Here is a 25,614-nt window from a genome sequence, read left to right as displayed (position 1 = left end):
AACCTTTTAAGAGTAGGGGTATAGCTAAAGATGGTTTGTTGTTCAGAATATGCAAGCGACCTAAGTTGTTATAGGCTTTGACAAAACCGCCTTTTACGGCGAATTGGTATTGAGTTCTGGCTTTATCAAACTGTTGTAAATCTTCGTAAACAAAAGCTAAGTTGTAGTGAGCTTTGACATTATCAGGATTAAGGGCTAACGCTTGCTGATAGTGGGCTTCAGCACTGGCTAGTTGACCTTGGTTATACTTTTCAAAACCTCTTTTATTGGAGAAATTAGAAAAATTGGGCAGATAAAAGTGAAAACCTAGTAAGATTACCAGTAATAACTCCGTCGCCCCGAGCTGGGCTTCCGCATGAAAATGCTTGGGAATACCCAGTCGGATTAATAATTTATCAAATCCTTCTTGTCCGGTTTCCGTTAGTTCGCTGATCCCTTGTAATACGGTCAAAAGACTGGGAAAAGCAATTGCTACTGCTCCCGCAAATCCAGTGCCTGCTATCAAAAAACGAGGCATAAGGTCGATTAACAAGCCAAGATTCGCCGTCCAGCCAGCAATGCTCAATCCTCGCCATAACCAATCCCACCATTGCCAGCGGGCAAGCTCCGCTTCTGTTTCTAAATGCCACCACCAAGCTGTGTCTGGGGGTTCCAAACTAGTTCGCCAGCTGGCAAAATCAATAACTTTGCTGATCTGCCAAGCATTTTGTTTGAGGCGCACATCCAAGGCAACAAGCTTTTTTTGTTGGTGATAAGAAGGGTAAACTTGTGCCTGACCAACAGCCTGAACAAAATCCCTAGCATTTAAAACCACGATAATTTGCTTTTCAGACATCGGTGATGCTGAATCTTCAAGGTGTTCAAGGGCTATTTCGTAAGTCTTGAGAGCCTCATCTAAGGGAGGATTAGTCATTTACTTTGTGGGTCAAAGAAGCAAAAATTAAACTTAATTGTTATTGCAGCTTATATAGTTATATAGTTGATTTTATAGATTTGTACTACTAAGCTCGAAAAGCTTGACTGTAAGCATTCAGCAGTCAGCCGTCAGCCGTCAGCCAAGGGCATCAGCTGATACGCGACACGCTGATAGCTGATAGCTGATTACCTGATCTAGGGGTAATTGCAGCTGGCTCACATTTTTTTGTTCCCGCTTTTTATTGTAGGGCGCAGGCTAAGTAATAACAACCGTTAACATAGACGTTACACTTCCCACCCTCCCCACACTCCCGACTCCCTCGGTGCCCTTGACCCATTAAGAATTAAATTCGCCACGGGTCGCACCGCTCCCGACTCCCGACTCCCGACTCCCTAAAAAAAAATCGGTCAAGTTTGGGTTAACCCCAATCCTTGACCGAATCTGTACTTGAAGGTTCCACAAGTACAGCTCAAAATGGATAATTTCAGATCTCAATTATGGCATGATTCCCGAGTTAGTCAGCAACTGCTGAAAAGCAATAACATTCCAACTCATTTTGCTTCATGTTGCTTCATCCTCCTTCACCAAACATCCTTCACAATTCCTGATTTGCCAGGGGGCAACCCTGGCAAACTCCTATCTTAATCTATGTAAAAGTATCGAATCAAAAAGGTCATAACCTCACCAGGCTTTTCGGTCGGCTCCGGAGTGCTCCACTCGTCCGGCTCCGCATACTTAAGGGAATAAATGGCATTAATTGTTTTGCGAACCTTTTCAGGAGAACCGATCAAAAAGAGCTTGGCTTTCTTGGGTAAGGCACCTTGGTTGTCGGAAGGAGGAAAATTGTTACTCATCTGAAATTATCTCTTGAGTTTGTTGACACTATTAATTTATCAATAAATCAATATATTGTCAAGGGATTTTAGAAATTTTTTTTTATTAGGAAATCGGGAATCGGGAATCGGGAATCGGGAATCGGGAATAGTAATAAAATTACTCGTAGGGTGGGCAGTGTTTCAGAGCGATAATATTAGCTTATAATCGGTATTTTAAGCACTGCCCACCGACATCAAATCAACTATATTACTCGTAGGGTTTGCAGTGTTTTAGACGGATAAATCAGTTTTTAATCGGTTTTCAACACTGCCCACCGACATCAAATCAACTATAAAATAGAATTTATTTGTCTAGATTTTTAATAAAATTACTGGTCTGGTGGGTAGTGCCTAATACCAATTCAAAACCTCACAATCCTGTTGGTATCCACTGCCCACCCTACATCTACATATACTGATCTGGTGGGCAGTGCCTAATACCAATTCAAAACCTCACAATCCTGTTGGTTCGCACTGCCCACCCTACATCTACATATACTGATCTGGTGGGCAGTGCTTCAGACCAATGCAAAACCTGACAATGCTTTTGGTAAGCACTGCCCACCCTACATCTCTCTTCCCACACTCCTAAATTTTTAAGAAGATTACTGGTCAGGTGGGCAGTGCTTCAGACCAATTCAAAACCTCACAATCCTGTTGGTTCGCACTGCCCACCCTACATCTACTTCTTCCCACCCTCCCCACACTTCCCACCCTCCCCACCCTCTCCCTATCTCCCCTGGCCATAAAGCAAATCGATAATTGCCATGAGTTTTTCTTAAGTTAAGGTACTTATTAATAAATTATTAATATTAAGTTAACGGCTTATGTTTCTGGGGCTTGTGCCTTTACCATAGAGTAAAGTAAATGATTTTAGTAAAATACTTCAATAAATATAATGGATGTATTTGCAGTACAGTAAAAAGTAATTACCTACATGTAATGTAACAATTACCTACATCTAATTTAACTGTGCAACTAACTAACCAAATTCACTTTCGTAACATTAGGGGGGATATTTTTGGTGGACTAACCGCCGCCGTTATCGCCCTCCCCATGGCTCTTACCTTCGGTGTCGCCTCCGGTGCTGGAGCAGAAGCTGGTTTGTGGGGTGCTGTATTAATTGGCTTTTTTGCTGCGGTATTTGGAGGTACTCCCACCCTAATTTCTGAACCCACTGGCCCCATGACAGTGGTGATGACAGCGGTAATTGCTAACCTTACGGCTGCTAATCCAGAAAACGGCATGGCTATGGCTTTTACCGTGGTCATGTTAGCCGGAATTTTTCAAATTCTGTTTGGTTTTCTGCGCCTAGGCAAATACATTACTTTGATGCCCTACACCGTCATTTCCGGTTTTATGTCGGGTATTGGAATCATACTAATTATTTTGCAAACGGCTCCTTTTTTAGGTCAAGGTAGCCCTAAAGGTGGCGTCATTGGCACAGTTACTAATCTGCCCACACTGATAGCAAATATCAACCCGGTTGAAACTGTTTTAGCTGTTTTGACAGTAGCAATTATTGTTTTAATGCCCCGCAAATGGAAACGCATCTTACCACCCCAGTTGCTAGCATTAATTCTGGGAACAGTTTTGTCTTTGGTATTTTTCTCTGGGGTAGATATTCGCCGTATTGGGGAAATTGCTGTTGGTTTGCCTAGTTTACGTGTACCTGTGTTTACCACTCAACAGTTACAATTAATGGTGGTTGATGCTTTGGTGCTAGCTACACTGGGCTGCATTGATGCATTACTAACCTCCCTGGTTGCTGATAGTTTAACCCGTACCGAACATGATTCTAACAAAGAGTTAATGGGCCAGGGTTTAGGTAATTTAGTATCCGGTTTATTTGGCGGTATTCCTGGAGCTGGCGCAACCATGGGAACTGTGGTTAATATCCAATCCGGGGGTAGGAGTGCCCTTTCTGGAATCGCCCGTGCTTTAGCATTACTAGTAGTTGTGCTTTGGGCCGCTCCCCTCACCAAAACGATTCCCCTTGCTGTTTTGGCTGGTATCGCCCTCAAGGTAGGTATTGATATTATTGACTGGGGTTTCCTCAAGCGTGCCCATAAAATTTCTTGGAAAGCAGCCCTGATTATGTACGGGGTAATTTTACTCACTGTTTTTGTTGACTTGATTGTGGCCGTGGGAGTAGGAGTATTTATTGCCAATATCCTCACCATTGAGCGTCTTAGCGCTCATCGGGCAGACAGTGTTAAGGCGATTACCTATGACGATGAAGAAATTCAGCTTTCCCAGGAAGAGAAAGTACTATTGGATCAAGGTGACGGTCGTATTGTACTCTTTCATCTCAGTGGACCGATGATTTTTGGGGTTGCCAAGGCAATTGCCCGTGAACACAATGCCATTGAAGGTTTTGATGTGCTGATTCTCGATTTAAGTGATGTACCTATTTTAGGTGTTACCGCTACCCTCGCTTTGGAAAATGCCATTCAAGAAGCCTTAGATAAAGGTCGTGAAGTGTTTATTGTAGGCGCAACAGGCAAAACCAGAAAGCGGTTACAAAACTTGGATATCTGGCAGCAGATTCCACCCCAAAACCTAGAAGTTAGTCGTTTAGAAGCACTGCGGTTGTCTCGTACCATGGTGAATAACTATCAAAATTATGCACCAAGTCAGGCACAAGCTAATTTTGAGTTCTAAGCTGATATATAAGTTTTATTTAAGAGCCGTAGGGTGGGCAGTGCCTAATACCAATTTAAAAGCTGACAATCCTTTTGGTACGCACTGCCCACCCTACATCTACTTCTAGATTTTTAATAAGCCTCCCAGATCCGCTGTTCCCTTTGCTATATAGCATAGAAGCGTTGAATGTTTAAAACGTTCAACGCTTCTGACTTTTTCATACCTTTTGATAGTTGTTGAGTTAAAAAAAATTAAATTAATTTAAACTAACTTAAAATCTCGACGTCTTGCATAAATAGCCAACAACAGGGTGATAAGTACTATAACTACATCGCAAAAACGTAAGCATTCAGCCATCAGCTATCAGCCGTAGGGTGGGCAGTGGATCAGACCAATTGAAAAGCTGACAATCGTTTTGCTACCCACTGCCCACCCTACCTCTATCAGTGAGCCGTAGTGAGCCGTAGGGTGGGCAGTGGATCAGACCAATTGAAAAGCTGACAATCGTTTTGCTAGCCACTGCCCACCCTACCTCTATCAGTGAGCCGTAGTGAGCCGTAGGGTGGGCAGTGGATCAGACCAATTGAAAAGCTGACAATCGTTTTGCTAGCCACTGCCCACCCTACCTCTATCAGTGAGCCGTAGTGAGCCGTAGGGTGGGCAGTGGATCAGACCAATTGAAAAGCTGACAATCGTTTTGCTAAGCACTGCCCACCCTACCTCAACTTTTGCTTCTTGCCTTGCCCGTAGCGCTATATCAGTTTCTCCAAAAATCTGGAATGCTGGGGCTGTAGTTGGTAGCTAAGTATACATCTACAAAATTGTTAGTTACATGATTGCTCAAGCATTTGATGAGTTTTACCCCTCCCATCCAGTTATGAGTGTAGTCTCTGGAGTAGACTCAGAATCAGAGTTAGCTTGGATACAAGCAAAAGAGTCTGCTGATCAAGTTGTCTTCAAAAATACAGGCAAACATCTCAGTGACATTGAAACCACAGTACTTCAGGGTTCCTGGGAAGGGAAAACCTATGATCAGATCGCCAATAGGTATGGCTACAGTGCTGAGTATCTTAACAAAGATATCGGCAACAAATTATGGAATAAGCTCTCAGAAGCATTAGGCGAAAGGGTAACCAAAAAGAGTTTCAAACAAGCACTGAAAAGAGCATGGAAAAAGTGTCAAGGTAGATCACTTAGCACCAATGGAGAGCAGCAAGCATCTGAGCCGCTAACAAAGCTACCATTTCCGTCGGGTTGGGTGGCGCTGGATTCACCTCTTTATGTGGAGCGAGACAGCATCGAATCTCTCGGTTACGATACGGTGATTATGCCTGGTTCCCTGATTCGGATTAAAGCACCAAAGCTAATGGGAAAAACCTCCTTAATGATGAGGATTCTAGCTCATGCTCAATCCCAGGATTGTCAAACGGTTTATTTAGATTTGAGCAGTGTAGACCGAGCCATTTTAACGGATTTAGATAAGTTTCTACGCTGGCTCTGTTTGAAGGTTGGTCGGCAGTTAAAGTTAGACAATCAATTAAATGATTATTGGGATACAGAGATTTTGGGTAGTAATGATAACTGCACAGTCTATTTTGAAGAGTATTTACTGGCAGAAATAGATTGTCCCCTAGTCTTAGCATTGGATGAAGTCGATCGAGTTTTTCCCTACCCCGAAGTGATAGAAGACTTTTTAGGGATGCTGCGCAGCTGGCATGAGAAAGCCAAGATTTCAGATATCTGGAAGCAACTGCGGCTAGTGATAGCACATTCTACAGAAGTTTATATTCCCTTAGACTTAAATCAATCTCCCTTTAACGCCGGAATTCCAGTGGAGTTGCGAGAGTTTGACCAACAGCAGGTAAAAAATTTGGCTCAGCTCCATGGACTAAATTGGGAGAATGCCCAGATAGAGAAATTAATGACAATGGTATCTGGTCATCCCTATCTGGTGCGGTTGGCCATGTATGAAATTAGCTCTGGTAAGGTAACATTCCAGCAGTTGTGGCAAGATGCACCCACAGAAGCAGGTATTTATAGCAACCATTTGCGGCGACATTTAGAAACACTGCAACAATTACCAGAGTTGCTTGAGGCTCTCAAGAAAGTTGTCACCTCATCTGAGCCAGTGGAACTGAATCCGATCGAGATTTACAAACTGCACAGTATGGGCTTAGTAGAGCGACAGGGTAATTATGTTGTCCCTCGCTGCAATTTGTACCGGGAATATTTCTACCAAGTTCTAGCTTGAAGCTGAATAAGTTGCTGAAGTTAGTCTTTTCATGGAAAGCTGTGTAATTGTGCTTTATAGATAAGCATTCAGCTGTCAGCGGTCAGCCGTGAGCCTTTGGCTCACGCTGCGCGAACAGCTTTCCATAACTCAGATTAAACTTTTGCTTATAGCGCTACGCGCAAGTCAGCAAGGTTCTTGCGTCAGAAGTCAAAATTAAGCTATGACTAAGTTTCGGAGTTTATGAATGTAAGAATCTGAATGCGTAGTGCTATACTTTTTTTATTCAAAAGTTCCGTAGCTTCCTAATAGCTTATAAGCACATAAATTAGCGTTGCATTAGCTGATAGCACCTCAAGTAGCACCATCTGTAGCGCATTAGCTGATAGCTGATAGCTGATAGCTTACCTTTATAAATAAGCTGATGTGCATTTAAAATACACATCAGCCTGGTCTGGGATATTGGGTATCGAGTGTAGGGAAAGGCTTGATTTCACCACACCCTATACCCTAAGCCGTAGGGTGGGCAGTGCTGGCGGACCAATTGAAAAGCTGACAATCCTTTTGGTACGCACTGCCCACCCTACATCTCTAGGTTGTGAGTGGCTGGGGGATTATCTGGCGATTCATCCCGAACAAGAGGAACTGACAGACGGATTTTGTGGCTTGGGGGAAAGTCCGCAAGAACGGGATGACCACAAAATCCGCTAGCATAAGAAATGCTTAACCCGCTGGATTAGAGGGTATTTTTAGCACCTGCTTTGGATAAATTATGTAAGGATCTTTTATCCCATTCTCTTTTGCTATAGCGAACCAAAAGTCTTGAGTGCCATAGCACGTTGCACTTATCTTACTCAATGAATCTCCTGGTTTTACGGTATATTTTGGTCCACAGCTGTTGATAAAATACATTTATTTACTTCTATGTAATTGATTAGCAAACCTAAATTATTTGCTCTGTTAATTGCATTGATATCAATCATTATTTCCTGGAATAATTAGACCTGCCATGGGGATAAAATCAGGGATTTCAAGCAGTAGTTAAATACGTTTAGTGAGGTTTTATAGGGAAAAGTCAGGTTGAGCGTCAAATTTACTCGGAGTAACAACTATAATTTTCTAAAGGATACAGCCGTAGGGTGGGCAGTGCTGGCGGACCAATTGAAAAGCTGACAATCCTTTTGGTACGCACTGCCCACCCTACATCTCTAATTTGGATTTTCAGCTATCAGCTGATGTGCTACGCGCTGATTAATCAATTAGCAGCCGTAGGGTGGGCAGTGCTGGCGGACCAATTGAAAAGCTGACAATCCTTTTGGTACGCACTGCCCACCCTACATCTCTACCTCTACTTCAATTCAAGTAAATAACACCAAACTGATTATCGGTAACTTCCCCATCCGGACCCACCGTAAAATTGGATGTAATCAACCCTGTAGCCTTGATAAACACGCCAGTTCCTTGCACTATCTTCCAATCCACAACTCCATGATTCACACCTTCTTCGGGACTAGGACCAATAAACCCCTGACCTACAGTTTCAAAGGTTAGGGTATTGCCCGAGCCGAATTCAATCTTGCCATTCTCTAGAAAAGTTTCGGGAGTCAGAAACTCAACTGTAGAAACGAACTTTGCTACTTTTCCTTTAACAGTCTTAATCTTAGACTTTAGTCCTTGCTTGCTCACAACCGATGTGATCTTTGAACTGGGTGATTTTGTTGTCGCTTTTCAGACTGTTCCTTGATCGTTTTGTGGAACTGCTTGTCCAGTAAACTGAAGCGCGTAGATAACTTGATTGTCGTTTTTGAATCCACTTGATATAACTTTTGATATAAACATTGGATGGAACAAAATTACCAATGTGGCTGTTAGTGCGCTAATTAATAGTAGAACTCTTTTCACAATTGATGCCCTCTGTTAATTATTTTTTCCTTGTTTGCAGTTAACCAGCAACACCAGATTGTTTGACAAGGATAAAACCAGTTGTATATCCTCCAGTGCTACCTGCACCCCTTATCACTGAAGTTCCCCCATACAGGTGTACTATCAATCCCTCAAAGCTTACTGTGCTTGAATTTTGACATGCCGAACACTAGTACTACTGGGTACAAATCGAGGGTACGCCTGATGGGCGCGGGGATTAAGGCTGATCTATTTGTTTTTTTTGTTTTTTCATTTTAGAGCGTACCCTGATCAAAAACCAGGGTTGACATGGGTACGGATATCTGCGCTGCGGGGGCACTAAGTTTTGCTAAAATGAATAGCAAAAGCGTACACGCAGCCACAATCGAAGTCGCTGTAATTTAATCATAGCAATAGGTTCAGGCATTTTTTCCCACTGGTCTGTACCCAGTAGTACTATTGTTCCACAGCACTATAAGCTAGAATTGACAGCACTTTTGGGCGTCTTTAGTACATTTGTACGGGGTAACTTCAGTTATCATCTCTTGCTGTTGTAAACTCAGGGGTTGCCACTTTCGTTGAGAGTTACAACTAGACTGTTTATTATTGTTTGATTTATGCTTATTCATTGCGATTATCCTTGTTGGGTTTGGACGTAAAACCTGTAGTGTAAACTTGATTTGTTCACAACGATAAACTAATGTGAACTGGCATCTCCACACTATCTACTGCTGCTTCTAATTCTCCATCACAATCAGCACAAATTGGAGAGGACATTATGACTGGAATAGTGTTAGATGGTCCCCTACCACCACTCACGCTAATAAATTATCAGGAATTTCCTGTAATAGCGAGTCATTATTAGATAACTGAAGGCTTAATTTATTGATAGTTTTTGTGTTACGTACCATCATGTAATTACTCCTTTTTTTTGTTTGATTTTTGTAATTTTTTCGACGTGGGATTTGAACAAAGCTTGGGTGCAATGCGATCGCCTTTGGCAGTGGGTTCCGCCAATCCCTTACTCTATCATTGTCACCTCTAGATAAAAACACTAACCATAGGGAAAAATCAGGTATTTGGATGCTTCAGAATGGCTAATCAAGTAGTGTTTACGGGAAAAAATCAGGTTAAATCAGGTGCATCAACAATCTACTTGTCCTGTCAAAATGAGTCAAAACCTTGCATTTTTAGATACTGAAGCGTTTTAGGCTGGAAAAGCAATTGACTCTGCCAGTGCCCAGACGGCGATCGCACATTTTCACATCTAGATAAAAATACCAACAATAGGAAAAAATCAGGTATTTGGACACTCTAGCAAGATTTGTCAGGTCAGATTTATAGGAAAAAGTCAGGTTTTAGGTGCGTTAACGTAAGGTGTCATTGCCAGCACCCCCGATCAGGTTATCATCATTGTTGTCTCCTGCTAGAAGGTCATTACCTGGACCGCCGATTAATAAACTCATGAAAGTTGCTCCTGAATTTTTTAGAGATTTTAATTAAGTATCTATAGCATTTATAAATAAGTCATGAACAATTTTGGTGATTCTTCATAACACAAAAAAATCCTCCAAGCTCTTTCATAATGCTCCCTGCTCCCTTTTTCGTTCAATCCTATGTTCACAACTCAAATACAAACGCTATATAGCAATCAAAAAAAATCGGTCAAGTTTGGGTTAACCCCAATCCTTGACCGAATCTGTACTTTAACGTTCCACAAGTACAGCTCAAATATGGATAATTTCAGATCAATTATGACATGATTCCCGAGTTAGTCAGCAACTACTGGAAAGCAATAACATCCCAACTCATTCTGCTTCATCCTGCTTCATTCTCCTTCACAAAACAACTGTTACCATTCCTGATTTGCCAGGGGGCAACCCTGGCAAAATCCGATCTTAATCTATGTAAAAGTATCGAATCACAAAGGTCATAACCTCACCAGGCTTTCCGGTGGGCTCCGGAGTGCTCCACTCGTCAGGGTAGGCATACTTCAAGGAATACAGGGCATTAATTGTATGCCGAACCTTTTCAGGAGAACCGACCAAGAAATGCTTGACTTTCTTGGGTTTAGGACTTTGGTTGTCAGAGGGAGGAAAATTTTTACTCATCTGAAATTATCTTTGAGTTCGTGTATATAATTCAATTTATTAATAAATACATATATTTTCAAGGGGTTTATAAAATTTTTTTTATTAAGAAATAGGGAAAATGGAGCGGAGTCATGGGGAGTATTGGTAGTCTATTTATTTAATAAAATTACTCGTAGGGTGGGCAGTGATTGAAACCGATAAAATCAGCTGGTAATCGGTTTTATAGGCACTGCCCACCGACATCAAATTAACTAAATTTTCAATAAAATTAATCCTAGGGTGGGCAGTGCATAAGACCAATTGAAAAGCTGACAATCGTTTTGGTACCCACTGCCCACCCTACATCTACTCGGAGGGTGGGCAGTGCATAAGACCAATTGAAAAGCTGACAATCGTTTTGGTACCCACTGCCCACCCTACATCTACATCTACATCTACATCTACTCGGAGGGTGGGCAGTGCATAATAAGCACGTTTTTATCTAGGTTGTAAACAAAAGTATTGCAGGAATTGGCTTGCATACAAAAGGCAAAAGCCAAGAGGGTAAAGAGATCCGGAGTTTTATTGGACAAGAAAAAAAGACCTCCTAGGTTTACATTTCATTTATAAACCCTAGACCAATTGAAAAGCTGACAATCGTTTTGGTACCCACTGCCCACCCTACATCAAGTAAATCAACTCACCATCGGTAACCTCAAAAACAGTGGTTTGGCGATCTGCATTCAGAGGCTGGTGTCACACATTGCCTGTTTGTGCATCTTTAGTTTATGGAGGGAAAGAAAATGACAAATTGAAAACTTATGGAAACTAACTACCACGTAAACCTTTTTGGCAGCTGCGACCAACAGCTAGCCAAGCTGCTCAAAGAGTACTGTCGCCTAGTGACCCAACCTGAGTTGTCATCAGAAGATGCTCAAAGCATCACAGAGATCCTAAGCTATAGCCGGTACGACCAAGAACTGAACTATTGGCTGTGCCAAGCAGATCAGTTAATTGACTACCAACTCAGCACCGGGGCAATACCTGATTACGACTTGGTGGTGAGTTCCCTTTCCATCAAGAATCTTGCTTATAATCTTACGCGGGTTCCCTCCCATCAAGTGACGTTTGAAACTTTTAAGGAACTAGTAACCCAAACCAAACTCAAGCACAGATTTCTCGACCAATATATCAGCTTTGATGAACAACACTTCTCGCGCAAAGCCATTTTTCAAACCACAGCCCTGACCATTTATATGATTGGCTGGAGACCGGGGCAAGGTACCATTGCCCACCACCACGGTCAGTCCCTAGATGCCATCCTCGTCTACAAAGGAGAAATGACCCATCGCTTCCCTAACCAGGACGAGTGCCTAGAGCCTGACAAAATGCCCTCCAGACCTGGCGAGCTGTTTGGGGAGAATCAACTGGTTTGCATTGACCGCAAGCAATGTCACCTAATGGCTAATAATTCCTCCAAAAATCTGGTCACCCTGCACTTTAGATTTGGTACCCCACCAGACAATATTAATTGGGTAACCAATATCAATGAGTGCAAACCAGCAGCTATTTGGAGCAATTCAAACGAGGACATGGAAGAGATCTGTCGCTTAATGATTGCTTAGGGTCTAGACAAGCCAAACAAATGCATCTCACTGTCTTGATGCAGTCGCTGATGGGGGAAACCCCCGTGAGGCCACTGCATCGCGCTCGTTATAGATTTACAACTTTGAGATGCCCCCAATCAACACTATGTAATACTGAGGTAAATGCATGAGTGCTCTACTAGCAATAAACTGGGTATTAACGCTCCTTAATCCTCTACAAGTTCAGTATCTCAAAGGGTACTATTACAAGCTCTTGTGGGGGTGCAAATTGCTGCATCGGTGTGACTCGGACGACATCCTCAGCCAGGTATGGGAGAAGGCAGCGGAAGTCGAGCGCTTAGAACGCCCGATTGAAAACCCCGAGGCGTGGGCGAAGAAAGTTGGGGAGCGCATTATTTTGCAAAAGAAAAGGAGGGAACTATCGGAAAAAAAGTCCATCCAGAAACTTGAGCCGATGATCCAAAGCCAAATTTTTGCTAGCCCAAGGGACGACCTTTACTGTGATGGCACACTAGGACAGATGCTAGCTTTAGCCCTCAAGGAACTCAAGCAAACCAAGCCGGACTTTTACCAACTAGTGGTGATGCGCTTCTTTGGTGATATGAGCTGGGAGCAGATATCGTTAGAGTTGTACCCAGACACTGCCATTAGCAGAAAAACTATTAACAGGGTGCGTCAGAGGGGAAGTCGCGCTTTGAAAAAACTGAGGAAAATTTTCTTTAGAAACCTTGAGACGTTATAATTTTCTGGATGTAGCGACCCGAAATAAGGCTATTTTTGGGGGCACATTAAAGGCAAATATAGCAGTTATCAAGTTATCAATTGGGTGAGGTACTTCGTCCTGGGTTAATCGGAGTAGGGTTAAGAGTGTGGGGAGTGCTTAACCAGGGCGCGGGTAACGGGGGGAGTGAGAAAAAATCCTGTGTACCTCATGAGTCTTAGAATTGCTATAAGTACGTCAAACTTATCTTTGGAAGCAAAACGTAAGCATTCAGCTATTAGCTTAAGCGCTACGCGCACGCTACGCGAACAGCCATCAGCTATCAGCCATCAGCTAATGCGCTACGCGCACGCTTCGCGAACAGCCATCAGCTAAGCTATCAGCTAATGCGCTACGCGCACGCTTCGCGAACAGCTAATGCGCTACTTGAGGTGCTACTTGAGGTGCTAATGCGCTACTTGAGGTGCTGCGCGAACAGCTATCAGCTTATGCCTTACGTCCCAGCGTCGAAGTCTTTGCCACCCTACTTGAGGTGCTTTTGAATAAAATAAGCATTCAGCCGTCAGCTGACCGCTGACGGCTGAATGCTTACAGCCAAACTTTTTGTCACATAATCAAGATATACGCATCTAACTATTAGAAGCGAAAAAAGTGCATTAAGTTTACTTTTTTCGATTTGCTACTGATTTTTCGTTCTGATTTTATCATTATTAAAGGGTGCATATTCAGCAGCGCAAAGTCAACAATAACCTGACATAAAATCTGGCAATTGTGACGTAAGCTATCAGCTATCAGCCATTGGCCGTAGGCCACTCTACGCGAACAGTTTATGCGCTACTTGAGGTGCTACTTGAGGTGGTTTTGAATAAAATAAGCACCTCAAGTAGCGTGAGCCTTTAGCTCACGGCTGACGGCTGATAGCTGATAGGTTACTGTCAAGCTTTGGTTAACTTTGCGAGATATTCTCTTTATTCTAGTCTGGAGTGCAGGGTTATAATCATGAAATGCGATCAGATTTATTGTGCCTGGATTCAGGATTCTCAAAACGCAGATCATTACGTCTGCCTAAAGTGCAATCGTGAACGCTATATCAACGAAAGTCGTCCTGGATCAGTAATCTTTGTTTGCGTAGCAATAGCTTTCATAGTTATTGCTCTGCTCAGCAATGATGGCGAGATTCAACATCCAGAAAATCAACACCGAGCAACTCAAATAGAGATGGGTCGAAAAAATCAAGTCCGATACCGGGACTTGTCGCCGACGGCTAACCTCTAGTACCTCTGCAAAATTCCCAGGGCTCTGGGAACAGGGAGGGTGGGAAGTGTGGGAAGTGTGGGGAAGAACGGTTGTGGTTTCCACGGGGCTTACGAGGTGCGTAACCAAGTTCCGCACACAGCCCCTCCCCATTAGGGACTGCATCGCTACTATAACTAGTGCTATAGTAGCGATGCAATTTTCATCCATGGTTCTGAGATTACCAGAATCTGGTGGGGATTTTTTGCGATCGCGTAGCGGCTCAAAAGGAGCATCGCTTTTAGCGTGGCCTACGGCCAATCGCGTAGCGGCTCAAAAGGAGCATCGCATTTATAATCGTTAAAAACTTACCAGAAGGTAGACTAGCAACTTAGATAAAAACTCTTCAAAAGGGTAGAAATTGATTAAAGTTTTACGTGATCATTGGTCTAGGGTAATTGGAGTTAACTTTTTAGAAAAAGCACCAAAACCTCAAGTCTTGGGATTTAGGACTAAACCCGTCTCCATTTCTAGTAAAGTCAATCTCTTTTATGGCAAAAAAAAAGCAAGTTATGAAATTAACTTGCAACGGACTTAACCTGATATATTTTGGGAATTTTATTGGATTATCAACCAAATAATACCATTATCCTTTAATACCATTATTTGGCTTCTAGGTGCAACAGGTATCCGTGTAGGAATTGTGATAATTTGTTATGCCATATTGCTTAGTCCCAGATCCGCTGTTCCCTGTTCCCTTTGCTATACAGCTAATTCACACTTTCATCTACTGTTGAATTCGATGCCCCTGTAGAAATTGGCAATTCCTCGACTTTGGGTAGCTTCTCCAGAGCCAGACGAGAGGAAGAAGTCCCACCGGATAAACGCTTCAGAAGTTTTGGTCTAGGGTCATGGAGCAAGTAAATAATATTATCTCCCGCTTGCAAATCTTCATTCCCACTCGCCACTTGAAAACTCTTTTCCCTCTCCACTAGCAAGGGTACCAGTTCTCCAGAGCGAATTAAGGCTTGTAGATGAGCTCGCTGAAAACCAAATCCAGCTTCCTTGAGAGTGGTTTTGCCCAACTTGATTTGCCCATCATTAATGTACTGGATCCAAGTTTTGATAGGTAGTTGTGGCATGAACGCCTGATTAACCTTAGTTTTATTGTTGTTGCTATTGACTTGGGGGTCACGAGGAAACACAGCTAAGACTCGCGGTGGATTAAACTCCTCCACTGCTCGTTGAGCCAATACCAAGTTAATCTCACCATTCTTGGTCATTGCTAGGAACGTTCCCACCGATTCGATGCCAGCTTCTTCTAGAACATCCACATCCAAACCACTGCTTTGGAAAACCCGCAGATTTTCGTCCCTTGCTTTTTGGCACGCTTCTGGGTCTGTATCAATAAGCACAACAGACTCTCCTCGCTCTTGAAACAAACGAGCAATCAGACGGCTCATCGGATTACAACCGATGATTACAGCACCAGTTGCCTCCTCCTCTGGGTTAAGTTTTAGCCATTTGGCGACCCAGCGAGCGGTCAAACCCTGTAAAACTACCGTCAACATAATTGTCAGGAATACCAAGGCTTTAATCGAGTCACCACCATTAACCCCCCGTTCCGTTAGGAGAATCGCAAACAAGGAAGCCACAGAAGCACTGACAATTCCCTTAGGACCAATCCAGGACACAAATAACTTTTGCCGCCAATTGAGATCACTATTCCAAGTACAAACCACCACACTGATGGGGCGCACGACCAACATCAACACCAAGACGGTAAAGATACTGCCCCAGCCTAGGGCAAACACACTGGCGATTGAGAGGTCAGCGGAGAGCAGTACGAATAACATGGAAACCCCAAGGACAGTTAATTGTCCCTTGAAGCGTCGCAACAAGCGCTCTTCAGGCAGGTCAGAGGCTCCCATAACTACTCCAGCCACTACCGTTGCCATCAAACCGGATTCAGAGCGAACCATCTGAGCCAAGCCAAACAAACCCCACATGCCAGCCAGTACGACTAAGTTTTTGAGTTCTTCTGAGATGAAGCGTGCTTGCTTGAGAAGAAACCCCATTAACCAGCCCCCTAAGCCCCCAATCACAGCACCGATGCTCAAACGAAGACCTAGACCGACAAATGCTGCATTTGCACCAGCATCACTATTTAAAATTGTGTCCAGGACAACCACTGCCAGAATTGCCCCGACTGGATCAATGAGAACCCCTTCCCCTTCTAGAAGGGTTTCTACACGTCGATCCACTTTCACCTGTTTTAGCAGAGGACTAATCACCGTTGGTCCGGTGACCACCACTAGAGAGGCATAGAGAAAAGCAATTGGCCAAGGAAACTCCCCTAGCCAGTGAGCCGCCATGCCACCTCCTAACAGGGTAATCAGTGTTCCTATGGTAACTAGATTTCTCAGGCTACCAGAAACTTTGCCCAGATCCCGCAGATCTAGGTTGAGCCCTCCTTCAAACAGAATAACTGCCACTGAGAGGGCAACAATTACCTCTAGACCAACCCCTAGCTTCTGTGGGTGCAAAAGACCGAAGCCATCTGGTCCGAGTAGAGTGCCAAACATCAGCAAAAAGACAATGCTGGGAATTTTTAAATACTCACCCATTACCTGGGCACTGATCCCAGCGAAGATGGCGATAACCATCTGTAGGGTTAGTTCAAATGAGCTTTCCATATGCGTAAGTGTCGCAAGTGATCAACTTAGGTAGAAATTCCTCATTATTCTGTGTTCAACTCCATGGGCTGGCTTGGTCAACAAGTGATCGGTTAGCAGTGAATCTGAACTTGAGGTAAGTTCTAGAACATTGCTCGTAGCAGTCGATGGTCAATGACTGAGCTATAGGTCACAGTAATAAAACCGTCTATAGCCTATCTTAAGCATGCCCTTTGTGTCCTGGTAGTGTATCACTTTCATAGGACTTATTACAGAAGTAGGCAACTTCGGAACTTCGGAACAGTGAACAGGTAAGGATTCTGGAGATTAGTGCGTGAACTTTGGCAACAGGTCTTGAAAAAAACTCAAGTTTGAATTACTCAAGACTATAAGCAAAGCTGTTTGCTGTTGTGCCTTACTTAAACGATTGCTGAGCAACAGTTCCTCCCGGAGATAAGATTGAGCCACTGTAAATAGTCATGGGGAGGTTTGAGAGTGTCTGTTACCATGTCATCCTCCTATTTGTCTAATTAGTTTTGTTTATATTGTGTTGATCTTGTGTATAGTTGTCAGACTTTGCCATTGGTCACCAATCTAATTATTAATTGGACTCATAGCTCACACTAATGATAGCTCAAAGGTTTTTATACGTTGATTGGTAATTTCAAAAAAAATTCAGTTTTAATTCATGCTGGATAGTTTAGCACCGTCACTTCAACAACGGACATTCCATCACTGACCGTAAACAGCTTCAACAGAATTGCCTGTTCACGCTCGCGCGAGACGATTAGTTAGAGACGATTAGTTTTCCGACATAATTGAAAGGTTAAAGGGAAAAAGTGTACTGCTGTGGTCAATAACACTAGACAACGGGGTTAGTAGAGTAGATAAGATGGCTAGCAGCATTGGGATAATCCCCCAAGTAGAACCGAAAAATTGGATGATGGCTCATGGTCTGGTGGGGAACGGTAAAATTAGCTTCGTTCATGGTTTTTTGTTAAACTTCTAGCTTTAATTATGAATTATTGGTAAAGGTAAAGGTAAAGGTAAATTTATGGATCATAAAACGTTTACTTGGGGTGGCTCGGGAAACCGGATACGTAGAACTCAACGCTGGATTGAGAGATTGTCGCTGTTAGGGTTATTCCTGGCAGCACTATTGTTGTTTAGCATCAATTTGGGCAGTGGCTCGTTGCAAGGGGTAGAGCAAAGCATAAGTCATCTTGCGACTCAACTACTTTCAGCAAAGGGGGAATTTGGGCAGTGGCTTTACCCAACTCTCGAAGGTGAAACCCTAACCCTAATTGAATACCCCCCCCTACTAGCCTGGCTAATTGCGGTGGCTTATCAGTTTGGTGGTGTCAACGAGTGGACTACGCGCTTACCTAGTGCCATTCTCAGTGTTCTGTCGGTACTGTTAGTCTATGGTCTTGCTACAGAAATCTTCCCCTGCCGTCAGAAGGCTATTTTCTCTAGCTTGATTTACCTAACTTTCTTACCAATAGCCCATTATGGGCGTATGGCAATCCTGGATGGAGCTAATCTCTGTTTTGTAGTGTTGATGATGTGGTGTGTGTTGCGATCGCGTCGGGACTCACGCTGGTCACTGGCAGCGGGGATCGGATTAAGCTTGATTTTCCTCACTAAGGGGATCCTGGTGGGATTGTTGATCACAGCGATCGCTCTGTTGTTTCTAGCATGGGATACGCCCAGACTCCTGACGTCTACTTATTGGTGGTTGGGATTGCTCCTAGGCTATAGTCCTGCTCTTGCTTGGTACACTGTGCCATTGCTGCTACAGGATCAAAGAGCCGTTACTACAACTACAGCCATTATCTACCAGTCCCTACGCCCGATCTGGACAGCAGTGGATGGGCAAAATCGCCTGCCTTGGTATTACCTGGGGGAAATCTTCAAATTTTCCGCACCTTGGTTACTGTTCTTTTCCTACTGGTTACAGCAGGCTTGGCAGAATCGCCATTGGGGCTGGGCTAAATTGGTACTGGTATGGGCTGGCGGTTACTTGATCGCCATTTCCCTTCTTGCCACTAAATTGCCTGGGTATGTGTTGCCAGTTTACCCAGCATTAGCCCTTGCTGGTGGAGCCCAACTCACAGACATTTGGCATTGGCCTTCTGGCAAATCTTATCCCCGTTTTTGGAGTATTGGTTTAAGTCTGCTAGGTGTTGCTACCATTACTGTGATGCTTCACTTAGGGATTAGAAAAGCTTTTGACCTCAGCTCCTGGCTGTTCTTCGCTTGTGTCCCTTTAACCATGGTTATAGCAGGGATGCTGGTTGCCCGACGGGATAGACAATTTATGGTAATTTTATTCTGGGGAACCTATATTTCACTACTGATTTTGATGTCTTCTGACCATGAGATTTGGCAATTTCCGATCTAGTTCAACTTATTGCTTAATACTGGTCTCCTTGAGTAATGGAAATTGAAGCCAGCCAGAAGAATTGATGATGCCCCTGACTGGATGTTATTTAAACAATATCCCAATTGAGTGATTAAAAGCTAGATTGGGAAGTTTCCATAAATGGGGATGGAAATTGATACACCGCTTTCTTAACAGACAGTGATCGGGTTGGCATTGAGCTATCAGCAGTCAGCTGACGCGCTACTTTCCGGCTTTGCAAACAGCTAATGTTTTGGGAGCCTGGGTTTATCAAGAGAGTAAGCTTATGGGCTCCTTTTCAAACCAGGCTTACCGTTTAAAGCCTCGTGGATTGGTTCTCTTGAGGGCATCATGAATGGCTGGCAAGCACAGCGTTTCAAGTAGCGCTAATGCTGATAACTGACGGCGGAATGCTGACATTTTGAGCGACAGCACATTTACCGGTTACGGCGTTCTAAGCCTTGTCTATTCGGCTCAGGATGCCTCAAGTGCTTCTTCTTCTGTTGGATCAAGTTGTTTAAGGTGAATGTGCTTGCGTCCCAGGGTGATTTCAAACTCGTCCCCTGGTTGTAAACCCATTTGTTTCGTGTAAGCCGAGCCAATCAGAAGATTGCCGTTAGACTGCACACTAATCCGATAGCTGGCACTGCGTCCGCCACGACCATTGCCATTGGTTTTGCTGTCTAATTCAATCCCCTCGGCATCAATAAGGGCATTGAGGAACTTCATCATATTGACTCGCTCTACTCCGTTTTTTGTCACGGTGTAGTAGCCACAGGCTCTAGCTTTTTGTTCTTTGCTCAGGCTACCTAGGTCTTTGACTTTCGCCACCAATGCTTGACCCTGCAGAGGAACGATCGGAGCAGCCATGTTTTTCTTTTTAGCCATCAACTTGAATCTAATACTAAGGACTTAAGTGGTATCCAGCATTTCTACTGGACTGACTGTCAACTAAGATAACAAAATCTTAGTTTAATATCAGTATATGAGACTATCTTACACCCAGAGTGTCAACTGTGTTCGTTAATAGTCAGTTTTTAACTACCGTTCAACTACAGCAATAGGTTGTGAATAGGTCGTGAACAACTCCGATCATCTGGGTCACAGGAAAATTGCCTAGGGTCACGGGAAAATTTGCTAAAAGAGTATGGGCTACTCTTGTAGGCAATTTTCCCACCAGCCACCTGTACTTTCCATCCCTGTCACAAGTCAATGGCTATCTCCATTGGGTGACACTATTTTATAGTTTCTTTGAGCTGTTGCATTCAGCCAACAGGCTATCAGCTATCAGCCATTGATAGTCTAAGATATAAGCTTCTGGCTTGAAGCCGATAGCTAAAAGCATACCGCTCAAAGTATAGTCTTCAGGATGAGAGGGTTCCTTGGTTCCCCCTGCTCTTGATGCTGATAGCTGAGTGCATTAAACGAGCGTGATCTTTAAACGAGCGTGATCTTTAAACAGGTCATAAAATCGTTTCCGACTTGTAAGCATTCAGCTATCAGCGGTCAGCCGTCAGCCGTCAGCAGATGTAACTCAGATTTAACACATGGTTACCTGTTTTATTGATGCAGTTGCTCATGGGGAGAACCCCCTTTGGCGGTGCTGCAACGCCTATTCAAAAGCACCTTAGCTTAATGCTAATAGCTGATAGCTGAACGCGCACGCGTGCGCGTAGCGCATTAGCTGACCGCTGAATGCTTACTCCGACTTTAGTCTTTCAAAGAAATTGTCCCGTTAACTCCCACGTCCACTTTCCGATTGGATTGCTATTTTATTATGAAGCTCACCACTCGTGGACACTACAGTGTTAAGGCACTACTAGATCTGAGCCTAAGACCAGGGTATGGACCGACATCGGTTAGAGCGATCGCTAAACGGCAAGGTCTACCAGCTCCATATCTAGAAAAACTACTGATTGAGATGCGCCGTGCTGGCTTAGTCAAGTCAGTTCGTGGAGCTCAAGGAGGCTATCAATTAGCCCATGAACCCACACAAATTTCCCTCGGCAAAATCCTAGAAGCAGTGGGTGAAACCATCGAACCACTACCCCACCATACCCCAGACGCTGGTCAAGCCGAAGACTGGGTTACATTTACACTTTGGCATCGTTTGCATCAAAAGCTTAAAGAAGCATTGTACACTATAACTCTTGCCGATCTTTATTATGATGCCCGTAGTTGGCAAGCCGCTATGGGAGAAGAAACCAGTTTCGTTGTTTGAATCAATTTTTCGTCAGCATGAAAAAGAGTAACGAACCGATTACTTATGAGGGAGGCTGTCATTGTGGCGCTGTCCGCTTCCGGGTAATTGTCAACAAGCATGAGGCAATTGATTGCAATTGTTCGATGTGTAAAAAAAAGGGCATCTTACACCTGATTGTCTCCCCTGAGCAATTTAGCTTACTTAAGGGATATCAAGTGTTGACTAGTTATACCTTCAACACTCACACAGCGAAGCACACATTCTGCCAAATCTGTGGGATTCATCCTTTCTATCGACCCCGTTCTCATCCCAATGGGATTTCTGTCAACCTACGTTGCCTTGACGGTGATGTTCTATCTCAATTTAGCATTGTCCCTTTCGATGGGGCTAACTGGGAAGAGAATGTCGATAAAATTAGAAAGTAGTGGTTCAAATCCTGGGTAATAACCATACTAATGGTGTCATTTTGCTGCTGGCGGCTAGTCTGGATTATCTGATCGGTGATCCTTGGGGTTGGGTCCATCCAGTGCAGGTTATGGGCTGGGTAATCTCTCACTTCACTCAGTTAGCAATTCACCTCTGGCAGCAGCCTTGGCAACGACGCTTAGCAGGAATTGGGTTGGGTATTGGACTAATTATTGGGAGTGGAGTAGCTGGATGGTTTATTGTCCTCCTAGGAATCTGGCTCAATCCCTTTTTGGGTATAGGCATAGGAACTATCTTGCTAGCCAGTTGTTTTGCGGGTCGCTCTCTTCGAGCAGCAGCAATGGATGTATTACAGCCTTTAACTGCTGGAGAATTAAAATTAGCCCGTTCTCGATTAAGTCAATATGTTGGTCGTGATACAGAAAATCTTTGTGAGTCGGAAATCCTACGAGCTGTCCTAGAAACGGTGGCGGAAAACACTACCGATGGGGTCACAGCCCCTCTGTTTTATGCCATTGTTGGAGCGTTGATTCCTGGGGTTGGTAGTGTTCCTCTTGCCTTAGCTTATAAAGCTGCCAGTACTTTAGATTCGATGGTCGGTTACCGGCGAGAGCCTTACACGAATTTAGGTTGGTTTAGTGCTAAATTTGAAGATTTACTAACCTGGATACCCTGTCGATTAACCGTATTGACCCTAGCCTTGATGTCTGGAAAACCTCAGCAGGTCTGGCATCTGTGTCGCCGTGATGCTATTGCTGATCCCAGTCCTAACTCTGGCTGGAGTGAATCGGCTTTTGCTGTGATTTTGGAGGTTCAGCTGGGGGGGACTAATTTTTACAGTGGTGTTGTCAAGCAAAAACCCTTATTAGGGAAACCTACCTACGAGATCACACCAGGCAAAATTGACCAAGCCTTAGAGCTGACACGTTATTGCTTTTTAATTTGGCTGGGGATAGGGTTGGTTTTTTGTCTAGTCCAATATGCGATCGCTTTACACAACCTGATCGTTTAATCAGGCAATTATTTTTTTTTGCTTAAATTTTCCCCTATGGTAGGAAATTGTATTATAACCTTTTTCCAGCCATCTATTTGGCGTTGCTGAACAAAAGAATGACATCAAGTATAGTTGGGTCAGTTACCGATTACCGATTACCGATTACTGATTACCCTTGGGTCTTCCAGCTGATAGCAAAGCCATCAGTTTTCCCCCAACTTTAGGGGGAATTGTGATCATAATTGCCTCAAAACTTAATAAAACTTAAAAAAGGAGAAAAACGTGGAAGTACTTGCTTACACTCATTCCTATGAATCCTATGAAGAAGCAGTAGGTATTGATTGTGATCTAGATCTAAGAGAACTCAACCTCAACTGGTTTAAAATTCCCAACACTGCTTGGCTCGGTTTGGTAGGATGTGCGGTCTGGTTAGCGAGTCTGAGTGTAACGGCTCCAGTGTTTGCGGCTTTGGAAACAGGGATCAAAGTCAAGACAAGTGGTGGTTGCTTGACTGCACGCAAAGGTCCTAGCGATACTTCCGCAGCTGTTGTCTGTGTTAGCAATGGAGCTGTACTCAAACCTGTGGTTGCTACAAATGGGAATTGGTTGCAGCTCAGCAGTGGCAATTGGGTTTATGGTCCTTACACTACCTCTCGATACTTTAATGGCAGTGATCAAGGGGGTGGCGGTAGTCCGATTTTGGAATCAGGAATCAAAGTCAAGACTCCCAATGGTGGGTGTTTGAAAGCACTCACTGGTCCTGGCACTGGTCAGCTTGTTGCTTGTGTCCGCAGTGGATCTGCACTCAAACCTGTGGTTGCTACAAATGGGAATTGGTTGCAGCTCAGCAGTGGCAATTGGGTTTATGGTCCTTACACTACCTCTAAATTATTTGATGAAAGTAGTGAAGGGGGTGGCGGTAGTCCGACTTTGGAATCAGGAATCAAAGTCAAGACTCCCAATGGTGGCTGTTTAAAAGCACTCCCTGGTCCTGGTACTGGTCAGGCTGTTACCTGTGTAAGCAGTGGCTCTGTACTCAAACCTGTGGTTGCTAAAAATGGGAATTGGCTACAGCTGAGCAGCGGCAATTGGGTCTATGGTCCTTACACTACCTCTAAATTCTTTTAATCTTAATCTTGATACCACAGAACCTACCCAGTAACTCTACTTGTAAGGTGCGTTATTAACGCACCTTACAAGTATAATTACCTCTCAAACCGGAGGCTATTGAGAACATTGATCACTTCTGCTTTAGTCATTCCGGGACGAATTTCTGGTCTATATAGCATTTCTATGACAGCTTGATCAATCTCAGCATATTCGGTCGTATCAGTCCAGCCTTGGAAAAATACACTATTTCTGTATTTATAGGAATCCCTCATCAGTCCTATAGATTGGGTGAGCTCTTCTCGGATTAGGTGAGACCGTGCCTTTTGGGTAATACTAGTTGTAGAAATCATAATTCTTGACTTATAAATAACTTGGTTATTCCACCAAGTGCGAACAAACCCAAAATTGACCGGTCGATAGTATGGCTCATAGCGACGAAACTCGTATTCGGGAACAAAATAAATCTTGAGATTGGGATTATTATCATCAAAATTTATTTGAATTGAACCTTGGGTAATCGTATTTATTTCATCAATAACGGTTGACAAAGTCTGCCAATCTTCAGGGGTTGGCAAGCCGATAACCTTAATCCTCAGATTTTTGTCCCATTTTTTGATAGTAGGATTGGAGGAGCCGTATTCCGAGCCTAAGGCAATTTCTAAAAAATAATCAATTTGAGCTTGAGTATAGTTTCGGTTGTCAATTGATTGGAGAGTCGGTTGTGTGCTACTTAGCTCATAATTATTCCCATAAGTGGGTGGTTGATAGGTAGATGGGATCAAAAAACCTAAGAAACTCAGAATAACAGACTTGACGATTGGCAAACAAAAATTACGCATGGTCACTCGCTTCGCTCCAATTCAAAATTATCAATTCAAAATTCAAAAATACCCCAGGAATTAATTCGAGGCATTGAAACATCGCTTCGCTCCAATTCAAATAGTCTTTTTCCATAAATGAATTCAGGGGCTTGTATCCTTAGGTTCATAAGCGAGGGGGTTTTGGCACAGTGATGATCAGCGATCGCATCACTGTGGAGCGCCGATCACAAAAAAAACCCCAGCAGTCAGCTGGGGGCAATTATCCAGGAGATTTACCTTTTGAGGGTAATTATCGAGTAGATTTACTTTGATCACATCCGTTATAACTCTTAAATCCAGCAGGAAATTGACTAGCTCCGGAAAGATTTCATGGTTGGGCTCAAAAAACCGAAGAGACTCAAAATAACAGACTTGAGGATGGGCCAACAACAATTAGGCATGGTCATCCCCTTTGGAATTAATCTAGAGCGTCAGGTTGCTCAGAGGGGGTTTTGGCACAGTGATGATCCGCGATCGCATCACTGTGGAGCGCCGATCACAATAAAAACCCCCAGCTGTCAGCTGGGGGCAATATCCAGGAGATTTACCTTTTGAGGGTAATTATCGAGTAGATTTACTTTGATCACATCCGTTATAACTCTTAAATCCAGCAGGAAATTGACTAGCTCCGGAAAGATTTCATGGTTGGGCTCAAAAAACCGAAGAGACTCAAAATAACAGACTTGAGGATGGGCCAACAACAATTAGGCATGGTCATCCCCTTTGGAATTAATCTAGAG

The 25,614-nt window shown here is 43.6% G+C and carries 23 protein-coding genes; 13 read left to right on the top strand and 10 right to left on the bottom strand.

Features of this window, described 5'->3' with window-relative positions; all coding sequences use genetic code 11:
* The 3 genes from F6K63_RS26525 to F6K63_RS26515 all read right to left on the bottom strand — a co-directional run.
* The coding region (locus tag F6K63_RS26525) for a tetratricopeptide repeat protein (protein ID WP_287313531.1) at positions 1-913 on the bottom strand (913 nt) is incomplete at its 3' end.
* A 339-nt stretch (positions 914-1,252) separates the two neighbouring features.
* Positions 1,253-1,411 (bottom strand): hypothetical protein, encoded by a 159-nt coding sequence (locus tag F6K63_RS26520; protein WP_154659947.1) that lies wholly within the window; start codon positions 1,409-1,411, stop codon positions 1,253-1,255.
* A gap of 146 nt (positions 1,412-1,557) precedes the next feature.
* Entirely contained in the window at positions 1,558-1,770 is a 213-nt protein-coding gene (locus tag F6K63_RS26515; protein WP_071104020.1) for a hypothetical protein, read from the bottom strand.
* A gap of 993 nt (positions 1,771-2,763) precedes the next feature.
* Here F6K63_RS26515 and bicA point away from each other — a divergent pair.
* The 3 genes from bicA (at position 2,764) to F6K63_RS26500 (ending at position 7,378) form a co-directional block, all read left to right on the top strand.
* The gene (bicA, locus tag F6K63_RS26510) at positions 2,764-4,455 is read left to right on the top strand and encodes a bicarbonate transporter BicA (protein WP_287313530.1); all 1,692 of its coding nucleotides are present in this window, start codon (positions 2,764-2,766) and stop codon (positions 4,453-4,455) included.
* Between the two features lie 859 nt (positions 4,456-5,314).
* Complete coding sequence (locus F6K63_RS26505) at positions 5,315-6,688, top strand: AAA-like domain-containing protein (RefSeq protein WP_502708363.1); 1,374 nt, start codon at positions 5,315-5,317, stop codon at positions 6,686-6,688.
* 405 nt (positions 6,689-7,093) lie between these two features.
* Entirely contained in the window at positions 7,094-7,378 is a 285-nt protein-coding gene (locus tag F6K63_RS26500; RefSeq protein WP_287252317.1) for a hypothetical protein, read from the top strand.
* 642 nt (positions 7,379-8,020) lie between these two features.
* Here the strand turns inward: F6K63_RS26500 and F6K63_RS26495 are convergent.
* The 3 genes from F6K63_RS26495 to F6K63_RS26485 all read right to left on the bottom strand — a co-directional run bounded on the left by F6K63_RS26495 (position 8,021) and on the right by F6K63_RS26485 (position 10,680).
* Complete coding sequence (locus tag F6K63_RS26495) at positions 8,021-8,353, bottom strand: hypothetical protein (protein WP_287252315.1); 333 nt, start codon at positions 8,351-8,353, stop codon at positions 8,021-8,023.
* 1,583 nt (positions 8,354-9,936) lie between these two features.
* Positions 9,937-10,035 (bottom strand): hypothetical protein, encoded by a 99-nt coding sequence (locus F6K63_RS26490; RefSeq protein ID WP_287251193.1) that lies wholly within the window; start codon positions 10,033-10,035, stop codon positions 9,937-9,939.
* A 432-nt stretch (positions 10,036-10,467) separates the two neighbouring features.
* On the bottom strand, positions 10,468-10,680 hold the full coding sequence (locus tag F6K63_RS26485) for a hypothetical protein (RefSeq protein WP_287251192.1): 213 nt from the start codon (positions 10,678-10,680) through the stop codon (positions 10,468-10,470).
* 782 nt (positions 10,681-11,462) lie between these two features.
* Between F6K63_RS26485 and F6K63_RS26480 the strand changes: the two genes are divergently transcribed.
* The 5 genes from F6K63_RS26480 to F6K63_RS26460 all read left to right on the top strand — a co-directional run bounded on the left by F6K63_RS26480 (position 11,463) and on the right by F6K63_RS26460 (position 14,566).
* Entirely contained in the window at positions 11,463-12,266 is an 804-nt protein-coding gene (locus F6K63_RS26480; RefSeq protein WP_287313527.1) for a cupin domain-containing protein, read from the top strand.
* Positions 12,267-12,414: 148 nt separating this feature from the next.
* Positions 12,415-12,990, top strand: a complete 576-nt coding sequence (locus F6K63_RS26475; RefSeq protein ID WP_071104025.1) for an RNA polymerase sigma factor — start codon at positions 12,415-12,417, stop codon at positions 12,988-12,990.
* Positions 12,991-13,179: 189 nt separating this feature from the next.
* The gene (locus F6K63_RS26470) at positions 13,180-13,344 is read left to right on the top strand and encodes a hypothetical protein (protein WP_287251188.1); all 165 of its coding nucleotides are present in this window, start codon (positions 13,180-13,182) and stop codon (positions 13,342-13,344) included.
* Positions 13,345-13,968: 624 nt separating this feature from the next.
* Complete coding sequence (locus F6K63_RS26465) at positions 13,969-14,244, top strand: hypothetical protein (RefSeq protein ID WP_008184390.1); 276 nt, start codon at positions 13,969-13,971, stop codon at positions 14,242-14,244.
* A 172-nt stretch (positions 14,245-14,416) separates the two neighbouring features.
* The gene (locus F6K63_RS26460) at positions 14,417-14,566 is read left to right on the top strand and encodes a hypothetical protein (protein ID WP_154659791.1); all 150 of its coding nucleotides are present in this window, start codon (positions 14,417-14,419) and stop codon (positions 14,564-14,566) included.
* 406 nt (positions 14,567-14,972) lie between these two features.
* Here F6K63_RS26460 and F6K63_RS26455 read toward each other — a convergent pair whose 3' ends face one another.
* Positions 14,973-16,898, bottom strand: coding sequence for a cation:proton antiporter (locus F6K63_RS26455; protein ID WP_287313526.1), 1,926 nt, complete (start codon positions 16,896-16,898; stop codon positions 14,973-14,975).
* 841 nt (positions 16,899-17,739) lie between these two features.
* Positions 17,740-17,865 carry a hypothetical protein gene (locus F6K63_RS26450; RefSeq protein WP_287313524.1) on the bottom strand — a complete coding sequence of 42 codons (126 nt, stop codon included), beginning with the start codon at positions 17,863-17,865 and terminating at the stop codon, positions 17,740-17,742.
* 66 nt (positions 17,866-17,931) lie between these two features.
* Between F6K63_RS26450 and F6K63_RS26445 the strand changes: the two genes are divergently transcribed.
* Positions 17,932-19,281, top strand: a complete 1,350-nt coding sequence (locus F6K63_RS26445) for an ArnT family glycosyltransferase (protein WP_287313522.1) — start codon at positions 17,932-17,934, stop codon at positions 19,279-19,281.
* Positions 19,282-19,755: 474 nt separating this feature from the next.
* Here F6K63_RS26445 and F6K63_RS26440 read toward each other — a convergent pair whose 3' ends face one another.
* Entirely contained in the window at positions 19,756-20,169 is a 414-nt protein-coding gene (locus F6K63_RS26440; RefSeq protein ID WP_008184396.1) for an AbrB family transcriptional regulator, read from the bottom strand.
* A gap of 889 nt (positions 20,170-21,058) precedes the next feature.
* Between F6K63_RS26440 and F6K63_RS26435 the strand changes: the two genes are divergently transcribed.
* The 4 genes from F6K63_RS26435 (at position 21,059) to F6K63_RS26420 (ending at position 24,032) form a co-directional block, all read left to right on the top strand.
* Positions 21,059-21,502, top strand: coding sequence for an Rrf2 family transcriptional regulator (locus F6K63_RS26435; RefSeq protein WP_008184397.1), 444 nt, complete (start codon positions 21,059-21,061; stop codon positions 21,500-21,502).
* 17 nt (positions 21,503-21,519) lie between these two features.
* A complete protein-coding gene (locus tag F6K63_RS26430; RefSeq protein WP_008184398.1) occupies positions 21,520-21,909 on the top strand; it encodes a GFA family protein in 390 nt (129 codons plus the stop codon).
* Entirely contained in the window at positions 21,909-22,922 is a 1,014-nt protein-coding gene (cbiB, locus tag F6K63_RS26425; protein WP_008184399.1) for an adenosylcobinamide-phosphate synthase CbiB, read from the top strand. The genes F6K63_RS26430 and cbiB overlap by 1 nt, the downstream gene beginning before the upstream one ends.
* Positions 22,923-23,186: 264 nt before the next feature.
* Positions 23,187-24,032: a hypothetical protein gene (locus F6K63_RS26420; protein ID WP_008184400.1), complete on the top strand. Its 846-nt coding sequence runs from the start codon at positions 23,187-23,189 to the stop codon at positions 24,030-24,032.
* 77 nt (positions 24,033-24,109) lie between these two features.
* Here the strand turns inward: F6K63_RS26420 and F6K63_RS26415 are convergent, their stop codons facing one another.
* Complete coding sequence (locus tag F6K63_RS26415; protein WP_008184401.1) at positions 24,110-24,853, bottom strand: DUF2927 domain-containing protein; 744 nt, start codon at positions 24,851-24,853, stop codon at positions 24,110-24,112.
* Positions 24,854-25,614 lie beyond the last annotated feature (761 nt).

The organism is Moorena sp. SIO1G6 (assembly GCF_010672795.1).
GTDB lineage: Bacteria > Cyanobacteriota > Cyanobacteriia > Cyanobacteriales > Coleofasciculaceae > Moorena > Moorena producens.
Note: the sequence above shows the minus strand (reverse complement) of the source record. Positions and strands in the feature narration are given on the sequence as shown.

What these genes read in the sequence shown, in the direction of transcription:
- F6K63_RS26455 (WP_287313526.1), bottom strand. Translation starts at nt 16,898, where the DNA reads ATGGAAAGCTCATTTGAACTAACCCTACAGATGGTTATCGCCATCTTC.
- F6K63_RS26430 (WP_008184398.1), top strand. Translation starts at nt 21,520, where the DNA reads ATGAAAAAGAGTAACGAACCGATTACTTATGAGGGAGGCTGTCATTGT.
- F6K63_RS26505 (WP_502708363.1), top strand. Translation starts at nt 5,315, where the DNA reads ATGAGTGTAGTCTCTGGAGTAGACTCAGAATCAGAGTTAGCTTGGATA.
- F6K63_RS26415 (WP_008184401.1), bottom strand. Translation starts at nt 24,853, where the DNA reads ATGCGTAATTTTTGTTTGCCAATCGTCAAGTCTGTTATTCTGAGTTTC.
- F6K63_RS26465 (WP_008184390.1), top strand. Translation starts at nt 13,969, where the DNA reads ATGAAATGCGATCAGATTTATTGTGCCTGGATTCAGGATTCTCAAAAC.
- F6K63_RS26480 (WP_287313527.1), top strand. Translation starts at nt 11,463, where the DNA reads ATGGAAACTAACTACCACGTAAACCTTTTTGGCAGCTGCGACCAACAG.
- F6K63_RS26515 (WP_071104020.1), bottom strand. Translation starts at nt 1,770, where the DNA reads ATGAGTAACAATTTTCCTCCTTCCGACAACCAAGGTGCCTTACCCAAG.
- F6K63_RS26485 (WP_287251192.1), bottom strand. Translation starts at nt 10,680, where the DNA reads ATGAGTAAAAATTTTCCTCCCTCTGACAACCAAAGTCCTAAACCCAAG.
- F6K63_RS26470 (WP_287251188.1), top strand. Translation starts at nt 13,180, where the DNA reads ATGAGTCTTAGAATTGCTATAAGTACGTCAAACTTATCTTTGGAAGCA.
- F6K63_RS26475 (WP_071104025.1), top strand. Translation starts at nt 12,415, where the DNA reads ATGAGTGCTCTACTAGCAATAAACTGGGTATTAACGCTCCTTAATCCT.
- F6K63_RS26435 (WP_008184397.1), top strand. Translation starts at nt 21,059, where the DNA reads ATGAAGCTCACCACTCGTGGACACTACAGTGTTAAGGCACTACTAGAT.
- F6K63_RS26450 (WP_287313524.1), bottom strand. Translation starts at nt 17,865, where the DNA reads ATGAACGAAGCTAATTTTACCGTTCCCCACCAGACCATGAGCCATCAT.
- F6K63_RS26445 (WP_287313522.1), top strand. Translation starts at nt 17,932, where the DNA reads ATGGATCATAAAACGTTTACTTGGGGTGGCTCGGGAAACCGGATACGT.
- F6K63_RS26490 (WP_287251193.1), bottom strand. Translation starts at nt 10,035, where the DNA reads ATGAGTTTATTAATCGGCGGTCCAGGTAATGACCTTCTAGCAGGAGAC.
- F6K63_RS26460 (WP_154659791.1), top strand. Translation starts at nt 14,417, where the DNA reads ATGCAATTTTCATCCATGGTTCTGAGATTACCAGAATCTGGTGGGGAT.
- F6K63_RS26440 (WP_008184396.1), bottom strand. Translation starts at nt 20,169, where the DNA reads ATGGCTAAAAAGAAAAACATGGCTGCTCCGATCGTTCCTCTGCAGGGT.